This window comes from Kitasatospora sp. NRRL B-11411 (genome assembly GCF_000721345.1).
Lineage (GTDB): Bacteria > Actinomycetota > Actinomycetes > Streptomycetales > Streptomycetaceae > Kitasatospora > Kitasatospora cineracea.
Genome location: NZ_JOGH01000046.1, coordinates 1 through 16,352, shown reverse-complemented (window position 1 = coordinate 16,352; position 16,352 = coordinate 1). Strand labels below are relative to the sequence as shown.

The 16,352-nt window shown below is 74.4% G+C and carries 18 protein-coding genes and 1 pseudogene; 16 read left to right on the top strand and 3 right to left on the bottom strand.

The window, feature by feature from the left end; genetic code table 11:
• The first annotated feature begins 1 nt into the window (after window position 1).
• From IH44_RS0121250 to IH44_RS0121225, 6 genes are all read left to right on the top strand, one after another.
• On the top strand, window positions 2–652 hold the full coding sequence (locus IH44_RS0121250; RefSeq protein ID WP_030461245.1) for a choice-of-anchor M domain-containing protein: 651 nt from the start codon (window positions 2–4) through the stop codon (window positions 650–652).
• A 72-nt stretch (window positions 653–724) separates the two neighbouring features.
• A complete protein-coding gene (locus tag IH44_RS0121245) occupies window positions 725–2,554 on the top strand; it encodes a TIGR03773 family transporter-associated surface protein (RefSeq protein WP_051817140.1) in 1,830 nt (609 codons plus the stop codon).
• Window positions 2,551–4,101, top strand: coding sequence for an anchored repeat ABC transporter, substrate-binding protein (locus IH44_RS0121240; RefSeq protein WP_030461243.1), 1,551 nt, complete (start codon window positions 2,551–2,553; stop codon window positions 4,099–4,101). Before IH44_RS0121245 ends, IH44_RS0121240 begins: the two co-directional genes overlap by 4 nt.
• On the top strand, window positions 4,098–4,988 hold the full coding sequence (locus IH44_RS0121235) for a TIGR03773 family transporter-associated surface protein (protein ID WP_030461242.1): 891 nt from the start codon (window positions 4,098–4,100) through the stop codon (window positions 4,986–4,988). Before IH44_RS0121240 ends, IH44_RS0121235 begins: the two co-directional genes overlap by 4 nt.
• Window positions 4,981–5,739, top strand: a complete 759-nt coding sequence (locus IH44_RS0121230; RefSeq protein ID WP_030461241.1) for an anchored repeat-type ABC transporter ATP-binding subunit — start codon at window positions 4,981–4,983, stop codon at window positions 5,737–5,739. The genes IH44_RS0121235 and IH44_RS0121230 overlap by 8 nt, the downstream gene beginning before the upstream one ends.
• Window positions 5,736–6,623, top strand: a complete 888-nt coding sequence (locus IH44_RS0121225; RefSeq protein WP_035955862.1) for an anchored repeat-type ABC transporter permease subunit — start codon at window positions 5,736–5,738, stop codon at window positions 6,621–6,623. Before IH44_RS0121230 ends, IH44_RS0121225 begins: the two co-directional genes overlap by 4 nt.
• A 142-nt stretch (window positions 6,624–6,765) precedes the next feature.
• Here IH44_RS0121225 and rpmG read toward each other — a convergent pair whose 3' ends face one another.
• The gene (gene rpmG / locus IH44_RS0121220) at window positions 6,766–6,930 is read right to left on the bottom strand and encodes a 50S ribosomal protein L33 (RefSeq protein WP_030461239.1); all 165 of its coding nucleotides are present in this window, start codon (window positions 6,928–6,930) and stop codon (window positions 6,766–6,768) included.
• A gap of 115 nt (window positions 6,931–7,045) precedes the next feature.
• On the opposite strand from rpmG, the gene rpmB reads away from it, so the two are divergent.
• The 5 genes from rpmB to rpmF all read left to right on the top strand — a co-directional run bounded on the left by rpmB (window position 7,046) and on the right by rpmF (window position 9,215).
• Entirely contained in the window at window positions 7,046–7,282 is a 237-nt protein-coding gene (rpmB, locus tag IH44_RS0121215) for a 50S ribosomal protein L28 (RefSeq protein ID WP_030461238.1), read from the top strand.
• Window positions 7,282–7,587, top strand: coding sequence for a 30S ribosomal protein S14 (gene rpsN / locus IH44_RS0121210; RefSeq protein WP_030461237.1), 306 nt, complete (start codon window positions 7,282–7,284; stop codon window positions 7,585–7,587). The genes rpmB and rpsN overlap by 1 nt, the downstream gene beginning before the upstream one ends.
• Before the next feature lie 5 nt (window positions 7,588–7,592).
• Window positions 7,593–8,756, top strand: a complete 1,164-nt coding sequence (locus IH44_RS0121205; protein WP_030461236.1) for a GTP-binding protein — start codon at window positions 7,593–7,595, stop codon at window positions 8,754–8,756.
• A 66-nt stretch (window positions 8,757–8,822) separates the two neighbouring features.
• On the top strand, window positions 8,823–9,041 hold the full coding sequence (rpsR, locus tag IH44_RS0121200) for a 30S ribosomal protein S18 (RefSeq protein ID WP_051817139.1): 219 nt from the start codon (window positions 8,823–8,825) through the stop codon (window positions 9,039–9,041).
• 9 nt (window positions 9,042–9,050) lie between these two features.
• Window positions 9,051–9,215 carry a 50S ribosomal protein L32 gene (rpmF, locus tag IH44_RS0121195; RefSeq protein WP_030461234.1) on the top strand — a complete coding sequence of 55 codons (165 nt, stop codon included), beginning with the start codon at window positions 9,051–9,053 and terminating at the stop codon, window positions 9,213–9,215.
• 111 nt (window positions 9,216–9,326) lie between these two features.
• Here rpmF and IH44_RS0121190 read toward each other — a convergent pair whose 3' ends face one another.
• Window positions 9,327–11,027, bottom strand: coding sequence for a class I SAM-dependent methyltransferase (locus IH44_RS0121190; RefSeq protein ID WP_030461233.1), 1,701 nt, complete (start codon window positions 11,025–11,027; stop codon window positions 9,327–9,329).
• Between the two features lie 256 nt (window positions 11,028–11,283).
• Here IH44_RS0121190 and IH44_RS0121185 point away from each other — a divergent pair, with 256 nt between their 5' ends.
• From IH44_RS0121185 to IH44_RS0121165, 5 genes are read left to right on the top strand one after another with little or no spacing between them, the layout of a single operon-like run.
• Complete coding sequence (locus IH44_RS0121185; RefSeq protein ID WP_030461232.1) at window positions 11,284–12,237, top strand: metal ABC transporter solute-binding protein, Zn/Mn family; 954 nt, start codon at window positions 11,284–11,286, stop codon at window positions 12,235–12,237.
• A complete protein-coding gene (locus IH44_RS0121180) occupies window positions 12,234–13,118 on the top strand; it encodes a metal ABC transporter ATP-binding protein (protein WP_232795035.1) in 885 nt (294 codons plus the stop codon). The genes IH44_RS0121185 and IH44_RS0121180 overlap by 4 nt, the downstream gene beginning before the upstream one ends.
• Window positions 13,109–14,014: a metal ABC transporter permease gene (locus tag IH44_RS0121175; RefSeq protein ID WP_030461230.1), complete on the top strand. Its 906-nt coding sequence runs from the start codon at window positions 13,109–13,111 to the stop codon at window positions 14,012–14,014. Before IH44_RS0121180 ends, IH44_RS0121175 begins: the two co-directional genes overlap by 10 nt.
• Complete coding sequence (locus IH44_RS0121170; RefSeq protein WP_030461229.1) at window positions 14,011–14,841, top strand: metal ABC transporter permease; 831 nt, start codon at window positions 14,011–14,013, stop codon at window positions 14,839–14,841. Before IH44_RS0121175 ends, IH44_RS0121170 begins: the two co-directional genes overlap by 4 nt.
• A complete protein-coding gene (locus IH44_RS0121165; RefSeq protein ID WP_030461228.1) occupies window positions 14,838–15,266 on the top strand; it encodes a Fur family transcriptional regulator in 429 nt (142 codons plus the stop codon). The genes IH44_RS0121170 and IH44_RS0121165 overlap by 4 nt, the downstream gene beginning before the upstream one ends.
• A gap of 127 nt (window positions 15,267–15,393) precedes the next feature.
• On the opposite strand, the pseudogene IH44_RS44380 reads toward IH44_RS0121165, so the two are convergent.
• Window positions 15,394–16,250: pseudogene (locus IH44_RS44380) on the bottom strand (serine hydrolase domain-containing protein).
• Between the last annotated feature and the right edge of the window lie 102 nt (window positions 16,251–16,352).

Genomic DNA, 16,352 nt, shown 5'->3' with positions numbered 1-16,352 from the left:
CATGCGCGCACCCACCAAGGCCCTGGGCTCCCTGCTGCTCGCCGCGGCGCTGGTCGCGGGGGTCTCCACCACCGCCAACGCCACCACCGTCACCCTCTCCAGCGGCCACGTCGACGTGCTGGACATCGACTACAGCGGCGGGGCGCTCACCCTCGACCTGCTCGACTCGACCACCGCCACCGCGGTCGACCGCGCCCCGTCGGACGTCGTGCTGGACGTCCCGCTCGCGGCCAAGCACACCAACGTGCCCACCACGCCCGCCTGGTCCTTCCTCGGCACCGGCGGCACCGCCTGGATCCTGCCGCAGAGCCAGACCGCGGGCCTGCTCTGGCCCGGCTGGAACGCCACCGACGTCCCCGCCGGCGTCTTCCAGAACAACCAGGTGAAGTTCGAACTCACCGCCGTCAGCGGTCCGGCCGGGTTCAGCATCTACACCGCCGCGGGCAGCACGCCCACCAAACTCGCCGACAGCGACGACGGCCTGCCCGACAGCGTCACCGTTGCCGCCGGGTCGCACACCCACGCCAACTGGGGCTTCGACGCGGCCGGGACGTACCTGGTGACCTTCAAGGTCAGCGGCGTCCTCGCCTCGAACGGGCAGACCGTCTCCTCCGCCCCCCAGCAGTACACCTTCCACGTCCTGAACGCCTGACCCCCGCGGGCCCGGGCCGGACAGGTCCGGGCCCGCCGTCCGCAGCCCGACGACCCAGGAGTCGTGACCAGCATGAAGAGTTCACGGGCCGCACGGACCGCACGGGCCGCACGGGCCGCGGCGGCCGGATCGGCCCTCGCCGTCCTCTGGGCCGCCGGCGGTGCGTACGCCGCAGTCCCGGAGGCGCCGACCGGCGCCGCCACGCCGGGCACCGGCGCCGCCCCGAGCAGCGGCGCCACGCCGACCGGTGCCGCCGACCTCGTTCTCTCCCTGAGCGGAGCGGGCCTCGACCTTGCCGTCGGCGCTCCCGCTCCCGCACCCGCCACCGGCACTCCGGGCGCCGATACCCGCCTGCTCACCCTGGGCCCGGCCGACCGGGCCGCCGTCCCGGACGGCAGCCCCGCCTTCCTCGGCCCGCCCGGCACGCCGCTGTGGCAACTCGGTGCACCCGGCGGGCAGGACGCCCCGCACTGGGACACCGCGGCCGTCGCCGCCGCCGACCTCGCGCCCTCGGGCCTGTCACTCTCCCTCGGCCGGGTGCAGGGCCCCGGCGCGGTGATCCTCTACACCACCGGCCCGGAACGTCCGGGCGGACCCACCGGCTCCGACACCCCCGGGAACAGCGGGAGGCCGTCCGCCGCCGAGCCGCTCCTGCTCTTCGACAGCGCCGACGCGCTGCCCGACACCGCAGCCCTGGCACCCGCCGCCCGGGGCGGCCTGGTCTGGGCGTTCACCCGCCCCGGTGCGTACGACTTCGACCTCACCGCCGAGGCGGCCCTGTCCGGCGGGGGAGTGGCGACCCGCACGGTCCACGTGCACGCCGCCGTCACCGCCTCCGAAGCCTCTGCCGCACCGTCCGCCGCACCCGCGCCGTCCGCCGCACCCTCGCCGTCCGCTGCCGAGCCTTCCGCGGCCGCCGGATCCCCGGCCGTCGCGGCCGCCTCGGCTGCGGCCGCCCGGGCTGCCGTCCCGTTCTCGGCCCCCCGCGCTCTGCTGCCCGCGTCGTTGCCCGGGGCGGAGATCGCCACCGCCCCCGTCACCATCGGCGACGGGCACGTGGACGCGCTGGCGGGGCAGTGGGTGGACGGGAAGCTGCGCCTGCTGTTCAAGGACAGCCGCACCCCGGACGCCGTGCTCTGGCGCGAGCCCTCCGCGGTGACGGTGCACGTCGGCGACGCGGCCCGGCAGCAGGTCCCGGCCGGTTCGGCGTACTCCTTCCTCGGTGCACCCGGCAGTACCTTCTGGTTGATCCCGCAGGTGCAGAAGTCCGGTGTGGTGTGGGCCGGTTGGAACACCGAGGCGCTGACCTCCAGCCCGCTGTCCGGGCCGCTGGAGCTGGCGCTGACCGAGGCGGACGGCCCCGGAGAGGTCGCGATCTGGCAGACGGCCGGCCTCGGCGGGGCCACCGTCCTGTACGACAGCCGCGACGGCCTGCCCGACCGCAGCCCGGTCGACCCGGGCGTCCACGCGCACGCCAACTGGGGGTTCAGCGCCGCCGGAACCTACCGGCTCACCTTCGCCCTCAGCGGGCACCTCGCCTCGGGGCAGACCGTCACGGACACCCGGACCCTCACCTTCACCGTCGGGGACGGGGCGGCCCCGACCCCGGCCGGTGACGGCGCCACCACCCCCGCCGGAACCGGCAGCACCTCAACCGGCAGCACCGGAACCGGCGCAGGCGGGACGGCCCGCGACCCGGGCCGCACGGCGGGCCGGGGCAACGCTTCCGGCGCGCTGGCGCAGACCGGCCCGTCCGCCACCGTCCCGCTCGCCGTGTCCGGCGTGCTGCTCCTGCTCGGCGGCGGCGCGATCACCGCCGTCGGCCGCCGACGGGCGAAGCCGGGCGCCGTCCCGGCCGCCCCCGACCACCGTCCCCCGAACGCCCGGAGCGACCAGCCATGAAACGCCCCACCGCCCTGCTCGGGGCCGCTGCCCTGCTGCTCGGGGCCCTGACCGCCTGCGGGCCCGAGGACGCCGCGGGCTCCGACGGCAAGGGCCTCCGGGTGGTGACCACCACGGAGATCCTGGCGGACCTGGTGCGCCAGGTCGGCGGCGACCGGGTCCGGGTGGACTCGATCGTCCCGCCCGGCGGCGACCCGCACTCCTACGAGCCGACCCCCAGGGACGCGGCGAAGGTCGCCGAGGCCGACGTGACCTTCACCAACCACCTGCTCCTGGAGGAACACGCCCTGATCAAGACCATCGACGCCAACGCCCCCGAGGGCTCGCCGAACGTCTCCCTCGCCGAGGCGGCCGAGGCGTACGGCGCGCACGTCATCCCGCTGGTGGAGAACATCGCCCTCGACGTGCCGTGGCTCGGCCTGCGGGTGCGCGGCGAAGGCGCGGCACGCGGGGCCACCCGCTCCTCCGACGTGCTGCTCTCCGCCACCGAGGTCCAGGGCCCCGGCCACCTGATCGCCTACCTCACCCAGTCGCTCGGCCGGCCGCAGGTGTACTTCGACTCCGCCGACGGCCTGGACGACAAGGACACCACCTCGCTGCCGCCCGCCGCCCACACCCACCTGAACTGGGCGTTCACCGCCCCCGGGATCTACCGCCTCACGCTGCACGCCCAGTTGAAGAACCCGCAGGGCGCGCCGCAGGAACTCGGCTCCGGCACCTTCACCTTCGCCGTCGGCGTGGACCCGCACGGAGCGGCCCGCCCGCAGGACACCGTCATCGACGAGGGCCACACCGACCTGACGGTCAACCTCGACACCGGCGCGCTCTCCGCCTACACCGACCTGCGGGCCGGGGACGGCCGGCAGGAGGAGCTGCCGCCCGACCAGGTGGTCATCGACGTCCCGAACAAGGCCCTCGACAAGGTGCCCGACAACCCGGCGTTCGCCTTCCTCGGTCCCCCCGGCGCCGCCGTCCACCAACTGCCGCAGGCCGTCCTCGGCAAGCACGTCCACGGCGAGATCGACCCGCACCTGTGGCAGGACGCCGAGAACGCCAAGGCGTACGTGCAGCTCATCCGGGACACCCTGGCCCGGCGCGACCCCGGCGGAGCGGCGGCCTACGCGGAGAACGCCCGCCGCTACGGGGAGGAACTGGACGAGTTGGACGGCTACCTGTCCGAACGGATCGGCCGGATACCCGCCGAGCGGCGGCAGTTGATCACCACCCACGACGCCTTCGGCTACCTCGCCCAGGCGTACGGCCTGAAGGTCGCCGGCTTCGTCGTCCCCAACCCGGCGCAGGAGCCCAGCGCGGACGACGTGCAGCGGCTCACCACCACCATCCGCAACCTGAAGCTCCCCGCGGTCTTCACGGAGCCCAACCTCGCCCGGCGCGCGGCCGTCCTCACCCAGGTCGCCGAGGACCAGCACGTGCGGGTCTGCACCCTGTACGGCGACGCCTTCGACGCGACCGTGCGCCACTACACCGACATGATGCGCCACAACGGCGACGAACTGCTCTCCTGCCTGGGCGGGGGCACCTCGTGACCGCCGCCCGCCGCGCCGTGCGCGCCCTCACCGCCGCCCTGACGGCCCTGCTCCTCACCGCGGGCCCGTCCGCGCCCTTCGCCGCAGCGGCCGGCAGCGACGCGCCGACCGTCATCGCCGACGGCGACGCGCCGACCGTCATCGCCGACGGCCACGTCGACCTCGGGCCGCGCTTCGACCAGGGGCGCTGGACCATCGGCATCCGGGACGACAGCGGTACCGCTCCCGGCGGTACCGCTCCCGTGTGGCGCGACCCCGACCACGTGGTGCTCCAGGCCGTGGACGCCGCCGCCGTCACGGTGCCGCCGGACCCGGCGTTCGCCTTCCTCGGCAGCCCCGGCGCGAAGGTCTGGCTGCTGCCCCAGGTGCAGCAGCGCGGAGTCCTGTGGCCGGGCTGGAACAGCCAGGACCCGAGCGTCGTCCACACCCTCGACCGCGAGGTCACCTGGCAGTTGGAGTCGGTCCGCGGCCCGGGACGCTTCACGCTCTTCCTGAACGGGAGCTTCGGCACGCCCGAGCCGGTCTTCGACAGCACCCGGCCGCTGCCGCAGGAGACCGGCATCGAGACCAACAGCCACGTCCACGGCAACTGGGCGTTCACCGCCCCGGGCAGCTACCGGCTCGGCATCCGGATGACCGCCAGGACCCTGGACGGGCAGAGCCACGACGCCCGCACCACCCTGCACTTCTCGGTCGGGGCGCAGGACCCGCTGTCGGCCCTGCCCGCCGCGCAGGACACCCCGGCCCAGCCGGCCCGGCCTACTGGGCCGACCGGGCGGACGGGGTGGGTGCCGTGGGCGTCGGGCGGTGCGGCGGCGGCCGTCCTCGCCGTCTGTGCGGCGGTGGTGCTGGTGCGCCGCCGCGGAAGGGGAACGGGAAGTGACTGAGCGTCAGATCGCCCTGCGGATCAGCGGGCTGGGTGTCCACCTCGGCGGACGGGAGGTCCTGCACGACGTGGACCTGACCGTCCGCGCCGGGGAACTGGTCGGCCTGATCGGCCCCAACGGCGCGGGCAAGACGACCGTGCTGCGCGCCGTCCTCGCCCTGATCCCCGCCCGGACCGGCACCGTCACCCTGGGCGGCGCGCCGGCCGAGCGCCGGCGCGGCAGCGTCGGCTACGTGCCGCAACGCCACGAGTTCGTCTGGGACTTCCCGCTCTCGGTGGAGAAGGCCGTGATGAGCGGCCGGGTCCACCGGATCGGCTGGCTGCGCCGCCCGGGCGCGGCGGACCGCGCCGCCGTGGACGAGGCACTGGAGCGGGTGGACCTCACCGACCTGCGCCACCGCCCGATCGGGGAGCTCTCCGGTGGACAGCGCCAGCGCGTCCTGGTCGCCCGCGCCCTGGCCCTGCGGCCCGAACTGCTGCTGCTGGACGAGCCGTTCACCGGACTCGACGTACCGACCCAGGACCTGCTGACCGCTCTCTTCGCCCATCTCCGCGACGAAGGAACCGCCCTGCTGATGACCACGCACGACCTGCCGGCGGCGGCCGAAGCCTGCACCCGGCTCTGCCTGTTGAACCGCACCGTCGTCGCCGACGCCAGTCCCGGCAGCCTGCGCGACCCGGACGTCTGGCTCCGCACGTTCGGCGTCACCCGCACCGACCAGCTGCTGCACTCCCTGGGGGTGGAGCGGTGAACGCCGTCCTCGCCTTCCTCACCGACCCGTGGCAGCACGTCTTCATGCAGCGGGCCCTGCTGGTCGCGGCGATGTCCGGCATCGTCGCGGGGGTGATCGGCAGCCACGTCGTCCTGCGCGGCATGGCCTTCATCGGCGACGCCGTCTCGCACGCCGTCTTCCCCGGCGTCGCCATCGCCTTCGTCCTGCACACCAGCCTGGTGCTCGGCGGTGCGGTCGCGGGCCTGGCCACCGCGCTGGCGGTCGCCGTCTTCTCGCAGAACCGGCGGCTCAAGGAGGACAGCGTGATCGGCGTCTTCTTCGCCGCCGCGTTCGGCCTGGGCATCGTGGTCCTCAGCACCGCACCCGGCTACAGCGGTTCGCTGGAGTCCTTCCTGTTCGGGCAGATCCTCGGCATCGGCGACGGGGACGTGCTGACCGTGGCGGTGGCGGGAACGGTCCTGGTCGCGGTGGCGCTGCTGCTGCACAAGGAACTGGTGGCGGTCAGCCTGGACCGGGAGAGCGCCCGCGCGCTGGGCCTGCCGGTCCTGCTGCTGGACGCGGTGCTCTACGCGCTGGTCACCGTGACGGTGGTGATCTCGCTCCAGGCGGTCGGCAACGTCCTGGTGCTCGCGCTGCTGATCACACCGGCGTCGTGCGCGCGGCTGCTGACGGACCGGATCGGCACGATGATGGTCCTGGCCCCGGTGATCGGAGCGCTCTCCTCGCTCACGGGCCTGTACCTGTCCTACGCCTGGAACCTCGCTGCGGGCGGTCTGATCGTCCTGGTGGCGACGGCGGTGTTCCTGCTCTGCTGGACCTTCGCCCCGCGGCACGGCCTGTTGGCCGGTCTGCGCCGCCGCGCCGCCGCCGCCTCGACCGTCCCGGACCCGGGCCCGGCCTGATCGGGTCGGAGGGGACGGCCGGCCGAGGAGACCTCGACGTCGATCACGGGGCGGTACGCGGGGCGAATGCCGGACTTCGCTGTTCCTCCTGGCGGTTCGGGGTCTCGGGGTTTCGGGGTTTCGGGGTTTCGGGGTGAGGGGGTCAGCGCTCTTCGCGGAAGTCGACGTGCTGCCTGACGACCGGGTCGTACTTGCGCAGCACCAGGCGGTCGGGGTCGTTGCGGCGGTTCTTGCGGGTGACGTACGTGTAGCCCGTTCCGGCGGTGGAGCGGAGCTTGATGATCGGGCGCAGTTCGTTGCGTGCCACGGGGGTCCTTCGGTTCGGCCGGCTGTCCGGCATCGGGGGTAGGGCACGACTGTAGCAAAATGAAATCCATTTTCATGTAGAGTACTCCCATCAACCTGCCTGGAACGGAGCACCGATGTCCGCCCACTGCCAACTGACCGGCCGCAAGCCGGGATTCGGCAACGCGATCTCCCACTCGCACCGCCGCACCCCGCGCCGCTTCGACCCGAACATCCAGCGCAAGCGCTACTGGCTGCCCAGCGAGGGCCGCCACGTCCGCCTCGTGCTCAGCGCCAAGGGGATCAAGACCGTCGACACCATCGGGATCGAGGCGGCCGTCGCCCGGATCCGCGCCCGGGGGGAGAAGGTCTGATGGCCAAGCAGAGCAAGATCGCCAAGAACGAGCGGCGCCGCACCCTGGTCGCCCGCTACGCCGAGCGCCGGGCCGAGCTGAAGCGGACCATCGCGTACCCCGCCAGCACGCCGGAGCAACGCGCCGCCGCGCAAGCCGAGTTGGCCCGTCAGCCGCGGGACGCCAGCGCCACCCGGGTGCGCAACCGGGACGCCGTGGACGGCCGCCCGCGCGGCTACCAGCGCGCCTTCGGCCTGTCCCGGATCAACCTGCGCGCCATGGCCCACGCCGGACAGCTGCCGGGCGTGCGCAAGTCGAGCTGGTGAGCGCGGTGCCCGCACACCTCAGGCTCCCCGTCGTGGTGGTGGTCGGCCTGCACCGGGCCGAACGCCGCCGCGCCGTCAAGGAGTTGCTCGACGGCGCGGTCGGCGGCGTGGTCCTCCACCACGACCTGCGCGACGCCGACCGCGGCACCGTCCACCGCGAACTGCGCGACAGCGAAGGCGTGTTCGACACCGGCGAACTGCCCCTGTCCAACGGCTGCCCCTGCTGCGCGGTGCGCGAGGACCTGCTGCCCGAGCTGGCCGACCTCGCCGAAGCCGGTCAACACGGCCTGGCGATCGTCGAGTTGTGGGGCGGCAGCGACCCGCACCCGGTGGTCGAGGTGATCGCCGAGGGCGAGGTGGACGGCCGCCCGATGGCCGAGCTGATCGAGCTCGCCGGAGTGGTCGCCGCACTCGACCCCGACCGGCTGATCGGCGAACTCTCCGTCTCCGACGACCTCGCCGAGCACGCCGAGCACACCTCCGCGGACGACCTCCGCACCCGGGCCGAGGCGCTCGCCCACCAGATCGAGTACGCCACCACCCTCGCCGTCGCCCGCGGCGGCGACGCCGGGATCGCGATGCTGCGCCAACTGCACCCCACCGCCCGGCGCGTGGTGCTCGGGACGGGCGAACTGCTGCGGGCCGCACTCGGCGGCTTCGACGTGCCCGCCGCCCGCGACCGGGTCAACCCGGCCCTGGCGCTGCTGCCGCAGCAGGCCGACGAGGCGGGCGTGGCCACCCTGGTGTGGGAGCGCCGCCGCCCGCTGCACCCCGAGCGGCTGCACGACGCGCTGGAACTGCTCGTCCCGGCCGCACAGCGCAGCCGCGGCCGGTTCTGGCTGGCCAACCGCCCCGAGCTGATGCTGGCCTGGGACGCGGCCGGGGCCAACCTGGCGGTCGAGGAGTGCGGACCGTGGCTGGCCGTGCTGCCCGACGCGCAGTGGGAGCACTACCCGCCCCAGCGCCGGGCCGCGGCCGCCCTCGACTGGCACCCGCAGCACGGCGACCGCATCCAGCAACTGGTCTTCACCGCCGAGGGCCTGGACGCCGACGGGATCACCGAGCTGCTCGACTCCTGCCTGCTCACCGACGCCGAACTGCTGACGGGCGAACAGGGCTGGAAGGCACTCCCCGACGCCTTCGAGGACCTGCTCGAACCCGTCTCCTGAACGGAAGGAAGAACCCGAGACGGCCGAGCGCCCCGGCCCCGGCCGGCCAGACCGCGCCCCAACCCGCTGATCGAGGCGGGCATCGAGTACATCGACCACAAGGACACCACCCGGCTGCGGAAGTTCGTCTCCGACCGCGGGAAGATCCTCCCCCGGCCTCCGGCCGGGAGGTGCCCCCTTCGCCGGGTGACCCGGCTGACCGTCCAGCAGCAGCGCGCGATGGCCGCCGCGATCAAGAACGCTCGCGAGACGGCGCTGCTGCCTTACCCCACCACCGTCCGATAGGAGCCCATGATGGCCGTCCCCAAGCGGAAGACCTCCCGCAGCAACACCCGTCACCGCCGCGCCCACTGGAAGGCCGCGGCCCCGCACCTGGTCCCGGTCACCGTCGACGGGCGCGAGCACCTCGTTCCGCGCCGGCTGGCGAAGGCGTACGAACGCGGCCTGCTGACGCCGTGAGACCGGAGCGAGGGGACCGCAGCCCAGCGCTGCGGTCCCCTCGCCGTTCTGGGGGAGCGGGTGTCAGACCCCGGCCCGGGCCGCGAAGTCGCCGTTCTGGGGGAGCGGGTGTCAGCCCCCGGCCCGGGCCGCGAAGAGCTGGTCCCCGAGCAGGGTGACGGGGTGGTCGTCGCCGGTGACGGCCGACACGGTGCGGATGCCCGCCCGGGCGAGGGCCGCGCGCCACCGGGCGGCACCGGGCGCGGGCGCGCCCGGACCGGTCCTGGCGTCCCCCGGCCGGAGGTGGGGCAGGAACGCTCCGGAGACGAGGAACTCCAGGCGGGTGCGCGCCGGTTCATTGAGCAGCAGCCATCCGCCCGGGGCGAGCAGCCCGGCGAGCCGCCGGGCGGCCGGGTCCGGATCGGCGGCGGAGCCCAGGACGCCGTCGGAGACCACCACGTCGAACGGGCCGGCCGCGGGCCCGGGGCCGGGACCGTGCGGGTCGAAGAGCTCGAACCGCAGGTGGGGGTGGCGGCCGACCCGGGCGCGGACGGCGGCCAGGAGCACGTCGGACGGATCCGTGCAGAGGTACTCCACCCCCGTGCCGGGACAGCCCGCCGCGGTGAGGGCCCGGAGAACCGCGTCGGTGGCGGTCCCGACGCCGGCACCGACCTCCAGGACCCGCAGCGGGCCGGGCCCGCGGTGCCCGGCGGCGATCCGCCGGAGCGCCGCACCGAGGACGGCGGCCCGGTAGCGGCCCGCCGCGGTCCTGGCCGCGAGCGCCTCGACCACCCGCAGGCTGCCCTTGGGCAGCAGGAGCGAGACGGCCCGCTCCTCGCCCGACAGCAGCGCGGGAAGCCGCTCGGCGCTGCCGCGCAGGTGGTCGATGACGGTGGCCGAGCCGAGCGAGCCCGTCCAGGCGTCGGCGGCCAGCCGCCAGGCCCGGGCGACCTCCGAGGTGTCGACCCAGCGCTCGGCGCGGAACAGGTCGCCGTGCCGGGCCGTCAGCCCGCGGGCGGTCAGCTCCTCCAGCCACCGCTCGACCAGCCGGTGGTGCGCGGGTGCCACCCGGGCCGCGCGGAGGACCTCGGCGAGCGGGTGGCCCCGGCCGGGCTCGGCGAAGACGCCGTCGCGGCGCAGGGCGAGCAGCATCGAGGCCAGCACGGCGGCGTCCAGGCGTTCGGTGAACACCCGCGCCTGGTCGGCCGTGACGCCGATGAGCTGCTTCCACGCCGCGTCGGTGGCGGCGGCGACGACCTCCCGCAGGGCGGTGTCGGACGCCTCGGCACTGCTGCCCGGCTCGCGGACGTGCGCCACGACCGCGCCCAGCGCCTCGACGGCGGCGTACACGTCCTGCTGGCGCGGTTCGGGACCGATGTGCAGGACCCGCCGCAGCTCGCCGAGGTCTTCGGTGGGCAGGTCTGTTGACCCGCTCATCCGCCACAGCAGTTCGGAGGGCAGGCTCAGGTGGGTGGAGCGCGACCGGGCCAGCTCGGCGAGCAGGTCGGCCAGGGGCCGGTCCGGGTCGCCGCAGACGACCGTGCCGCCGGCCAGCAGGGTGGCCAGCGCCAGTTCGACACCCAGCTCGGCCGGTGGCAGCAGCACGGTGTGCCGGATCGGCGGCGGGCCCAGCACGCTCGCCCAGTACTGCAGCCGCCGCTCCTGCGGGTCCTCTTCGCGGGTCGCCGTCCTGGCGGCCCGCACCCGGGCCGCCAGGGCCTGCGACAGCACGTCGGCCGGCACCGTCCCGCCCAGGAGCGCGGCGCCGCTGACCGGTCGGCCGTCGTGGCCGATCAGCGCGGGGCGTTCGGCGATACCGCGCAGGGCGGTCACGAGCGGAGGAACGGAATCCACGGGGAGTGCTCCGGAGTCGGGCAGCGGGGGGCGGCACCACTGAACCACGGGCAGCACTGATATGACAATCGTTATCATATTCACTGAATAACCGCGGCGGCCTGCGCGGTCCCCGGCGCTGCCCGGGTCAAGATTCGGCAATGATTTTCATATTCTCCTCAAGAATCTGGAGATGAAAACCGTTTCCATCTATGGTGAGGGCGTTCGCACCACCCTTCCGAGGAGCACCTTCGCCATGCGCATCCCCGCGCCCGCACGCCCCGTCCGGTTCACCGCCGCCACCGCCGCCGCGCTGGCCCTGGCCGCCACCGCCGCCTGCTCGACCAGTCCCGCGAAGTCCGACGCCCCGGCGGCGTCGAGCACCACCGGGAAGACCGTCCGGGTGGCCGCCGCCGAGAGCTTCTGGGGCTCCATAGCCGCCCAACTCGGCGGCGAGCACGCCGAGGTGACGAACATCATCAGCAATCCGGACGCCGACCCGCACGACTACGAGCCGACGGCGGCCGACGGCCGCACCGTCGCGGACGCCCAGTACGTCATCACCAACGGCATCGGCTACGACACCTGGGCGGACAAGCTGACGGCCGCCAACCCGGCCCCCGGTCGCACCGCCCTCAAGGTCGGCGACCTGGTCGGCGTCAAGGAGGGCGGCAACCCGCACCAGTGGTACTCCCCGGCGAGCGTCCACCAGGTCGTCGAGCAGATCACCGCCGACTACAAGAAGCTCGACCCGGCCGACGCCGCCTACTTCGACCAGCAGAAGGCGACCTTCCTGGCGGGCGCCCTGGCCCCCTACGACCAGCTGATCGACCGGATCAGGACGCAGTACGCCGGCACCCCGATCGGCGCCTCCGAGTCGATCGTCACCCCGCTTGCCGAGGGCCTCGGCCTCAAGCTCCTCACCCCCGAGGGCCTGCTCGACGCGGTCAGCGAGGGCACCGACCCGACGGCCGCCGACAAGAGCGCCGCCGACGCGCAGATCACCGCCCAGCAGATCAAGGTCTACATCTACAACAGGCAGAACGACACCCCGGACATCAAGGCCCAGGCCGAGGCCGCCAAGGCCCAGGGCATCCCGGTGGCCACCGTCACCGAGACGCCCGACCCGGCGAACGCCTCCTTCCAGGACTGGCAGACCGCCGAACTCCGGGGCATCGCCGACGCGTTGAAGCAGGCGACCGGCAAGTGACCGCCGCACCGACCGGGCCCGCCTCGCCCCCCGCACCCCCCGCACCTCCCGCACCGAGCGGGCCCTCGGCACCCGCCGCACCCCTCGCCGAACCCGTGCTGGAACTGCGCGGCGCGGCCGTGCGGATCGGCGGCCGCCCGCTCTGGTCGGGCGTCGACCTGACCGTGGGGGCCGGGGAGTTCACCGCCGTCCTCGGCCCCAACGGGGTCGGCAAGTCCACCCTCGTCAAGACCCTGCTCGGCGCGGTCCCCGCCACCGCGGGCGAACTGCGCCTCCCGCCCCGCGACCGCATCGGCTACCTGCCGCAGCGCCGCAGCTTCGACGCGGGCGTCCGCATCCGCGGCACCGACATCGTCCGCCTCGGCCTGGACGGCCACCGCTGGGGCGTCCCGGTACCCGGTCTCCACCGGGCCCGCCGCCGCGCCGAGCGCGAGCGGGTCCGGGAGGTCGTCGAGCAGGTGGGTGCCACCGCCTACGCCCACCGGCCGATCGGCCAGTGCTCCGGCGGCGAGCAGCAGCGCCTGCTGCTCGCCCAGGCCCTGGTCACCCGCCCCCGGCTGCTGCTGCTCGACGAGCCCCTCGACAGCCTCGACCTGCCCAACCAGAGCGCCACGGCCGCCCTGCTCGGCCGGATCTGCCGGGACGAGGGCGTCTCGGTCGTCATGGTCGCCCACGACGTCAACCCGATCCTGCACCACCTCGACCGGGTCGTGTACCTCGCCGAAGGCCGCGCCGTCTCCGGACCGCCCGCCGAAGTGATCACCTCCACCACCCTCAGCCGCCTGTACGGCGCCCCCGTCGAGGTGCTGACCACCGCCGCCGGCCGCCTGGTCGTCGTCGGCGTGCCCGAGGACTGCGGGAGCTGTGGCCCGTGCTGCTAGCCGACCCCGCCGCACCGGCCTTCTCCTGGAACCTGCTCGCCGACTTCCAGCAGATGTGGTCCTACCCCTTCATGGTCAACGCCTTCCGCGCCGGCACCGTCGTCGCCGTGGTGGCGGGCGTCGTCGGCTGGTTCATGGTGCTGCGCCGACAGACCTTCGCCGGACACACCCTGTCCGTGGTGGCCTTCCCCGGCGCCGCGCTCGCCACCCTGCTCGGCCTCTCCGTCCCGCTCGGCTACCTCGGTGCCTGCCTGGCGGGCGCGCTGGTCATCGCCGCGCTGCGCGAGCGGGGCCGCTCCGGGGGCGCCGAGGAGTCCGCCGCCACCGGCACCGTCCAGGCGCTCGCGCTGGCCTGCGGGTTCCTCTTCGTCACGCTCTACAAGGGACTGCTCGGCGGCCCGCAGGCCCTGCTGTTCGGGACGTTCCTCGGCATCACCACCGACCAGGTCGTCCTGCTCGCCGCGGCCGGCGGCCTGGTCCTGGCCGTCCTGGCACTGGTCGGCCGACCCCTGCTGTTCGCCTCCCTCGACCCGGACGTCGCCGCCGCCCGCGGCGTGCCCGTGCGCCCGCTCGGCACTGCCTTCCTGCTGCTGCTGGGCGCTGCCACGGCCGAGGCCGGCCAGATCACCGGCAGCCTGCTGGTCTTCGCACTCCTGGTCGTGCCCGCCGCCACCGCCCGGCAACTCACCGCCCGGCCCGCCCTCGGCCTCGCGCTCGCCGTGCTCCTGGGCCTCGCCGCCTGCTGGCTCGGCCTGCTCACCGCCTACTACCAGCCCTACCCCCTCGGCTTCTGCGTGACCACCTTCGCCTTCGCCGGGTACCTGCTCGCCCACCTCGCCCGGGCCCTGCGCGACAGGTCCGGCCGGACCCCGCTGCCGACCGGAGGACCCGCATGACCACCCTCCACCAGCCGTTCTTCCAGCACGCCCTGATCGCCGGCACCGCCATCGCCCTCGCCTCCGGCCTGATCGGCCACTTCCTCGTCCTGCGCGCCCAGACCTTCACCGGCGACACCCTCAGCCACGTCGCCTTCACCGGCGCCATGGCCGCCCTCGCCGGCGGCTACGACCTGCGGCTCGGCCTGTTCGCCGCCACCATCGGCGCAGCCGTGCTGCTCGGACTCCTCGGCCGCCGCGGCCGCCCCGACGACGTCGTCATCGGCACCCTGTTCTCCTGGATCCTCGGCCTGGGCACCTTCTTCCTCACCCTCTACACCACCCACCGCTCCACCACCCAGGGCAACGCGGGCACCAGCGTGCTGTTCGGCTCCCTCTACGGCCTCGACAGCGCCCGGACCGCCACCGCCGTGCTGATCGCCCTCGCCGTCACCGCCGCCACCCTGCTCATCGCCCGGCCCCTGCTGTTCGCGAGCCTGGACGAAGCCGTCGCCACCGCGCGCGGCGTGCCGGCCCGCGCCCTCGGCACGGGCTTCCTCGTCCTGGTCGGGGCCTGCGCCGCCGAAGCCACCCAGGCGGTCGGCTCGCTGCTGCTGCTCGGCCTGCTCGCCGCACCCGCCGGGGCCGCGGTCCGCCTCACCGACCGCCCCTACCGGGCGCTCGCCCTCTCCGCCGCACTCGCCGTGCTGCAGATGTGGGGCGGGCTCACGCTCAGTGCGGTCGTGCCCCAACTGCCGCCCAGTTTCGCCATCATGGCCGTCGCCGCCACCTGCTACGCCGCCACGGCGCTGGTCCGCCGGGCCCCGGTCCGCCGGGCCGGCCCATGACCCGGTCCCCGGAACCGGCCGCCCGGGCCGGGCGGGAGAGCCCGCAACAGGCGCTCGTGCGCCGGGCCCTGGCAGCCTGCCCGGGATTCACCAGCGCCCAACTCCTGCACCTGCGCATGGCCTCGGCCGGCACCGGGGTGAGCCTGTCCACCGTCTACCGCACCCTGGCCGCACTCACCGGGGCGGGACTCGTGGACGTCGTGCGGGACGACTCCGGCGAACGGCTGTACCGCCACCGCCCCGGGCCCGGACACCGGCACTACCTGATCTGCCGCCGCTGCGGCCACAGCCTCGCCGTCGACTCCGCCGAGGTCGAGACCTGGGCCGCACGCACCGCCGGACGGTCCGGTTTCGCCGACGTCCACCACCGGGTCGAACTCCACGGCACCTGCCCGGCCTGCCTCACCGGCCGGGCCGACGAGTAACCCCGACCCGGCGGCCGGTGACCACCCCGCCACCGCCACCCCGCTGCTTCCGCGAGTTCCCACCGCCCCGATCCCCGATCGAGGTAGTCGTGGCGGGTGCGGTGCGGCCGACAACTTCCGGTTGCGGTCAGGTCCGGGTCGGCCGTTCGCCGAAGGCGAGTTTCCGGAAGGCGTTGCGGATGTCGGTGAGGGGTTGCCGGTCGCGGGTGTAGTAGAGCTTGTTGGTGAGCAGTACGGCCCAGGTTTGCCGGCTGGGGGAGATCCAGATGCCGGTGCCGGTGAAGCCGTAGTGGACCCAGGTGTCGTCGCAGGGGTCGGTGCCCGGGGCGGGGTGCCAGAACAGGCCGCGTGCGGGGGTCAGTTGGCCGGTGTGGACGGTCAGGGACTCCTTGGTCCAGGTGGGGCCGAAGCCGGCCTGTCCGGTGGGGGAGGGGGTGAGCAGGTGGTGGAGGAATCGGGCGAGGTCGTCGGCGGTGGAGAAGGCGCCGGCGATTCCGCAGACGCCGTTCAGGAGGCGGGCGGAGAAGTCGTGGGCGGTGCCGCGGAGGTGGTGGCCGGAGAGGTGTTCGGCGAGGTAGCCGAGGACGAGGGCGGCGCGGTCGGTGTAGTCGACGGCTTCGCCCGGGCGGCGGTGGAGGGCTTCGTGGAGGACGCCTTCGCGGACGGCGGCGGGAGGCCGGCGGTGTGGGTGAGCAGGTTCCGTGCGGTGGCCCGGCCGAGGGGGTGCCCGGTTACCTCGGGCCAGAAGGCGCCGAGCGGTTCGTCGAGGGGGAGGAGGCCGTCCTCCCAGAGCGTGCCGACGGTGGACCAGACGGCGAGGATCTTGGTGAGGCTGGCGACGTCGAAGACGGTGTCCGGCAGCATCGGGGTGCCCGGGCGGGCGGGGTCGAGGACACCGGCGGCGCCGCCCGCTCGGAATCCGGCCGGGTCGCCGACGGCCCATACGGCGCCGGGGTAGGCCCGGTCGCGGACACCGTCGGCCAGGAGCTAGATGGTTGATGCCAAGGGCACCTGAAGCGCATGAGATGAAGCGAGGGAGTCCAAAGGTCGGTTGTGACGCCTGACCTGGACTCCCTCGCGACCGCA

Bases quoted from the DNA above. Each gene is read 5' to 3' on its own strand.
- IH44_RS0121250 (WP_030461245.1), top strand. From the start codon at position 2: ATGCGCGCACCCACCAAGGCCCTGGGCTCCCTGCTGCTCGCCGCGGCG.
- IH44_RS0121245 (WP_051817140.1), top strand. From the start codon at position 725: ATGAAGAGTTCACGGGCCGCACGGACCGCACGGGCCGCACGGGCCGCG.
- IH44_RS0121240 (WP_030461243.1), top strand. From the start codon at position 2,551: ATGAAACGCCCCACCGCCCTGCTCGGGGCCGCTGCCCTGCTGCTCGGG.
- rpmB (WP_030461238.1), top strand. From the start codon at position 7,046: ATGTCCGCCCACTGCCAACTGACCGGCCGCAAGCCGGGATTCGGCAAC.
- rpsN (WP_030461237.1), top strand. From the start codon at position 7,282: ATGGCCAAGCAGAGCAAGATCGCCAAGAACGAGCGGCGCCGCACCCTG.
- rpmF (WP_030461234.1), top strand. From the start codon at position 9,051: ATGGCCGTCCCCAAGCGGAAGACCTCCCGCAGCAACACCCGTCACCGC.
- IH44_RS0121185 (WP_030461232.1), top strand. From the start codon at position 11,284: ATGCGCATCCCCGCGCCCGCACGCCCCGTCCGGTTCACCGCCGCCACC.
- IH44_RS0121170 (WP_030461229.1), top strand. From the start codon at position 14,011: ATGACCACCCTCCACCAGCCGTTCTTCCAGCACGCCCTGATCGCCGGC.
- IH44_RS0121165 (WP_030461228.1), top strand. From the start codon at position 14,838: ATGACCCGGTCCCCGGAACCGGCCGCCCGGGCCGGGCGGGAGAGCCCG.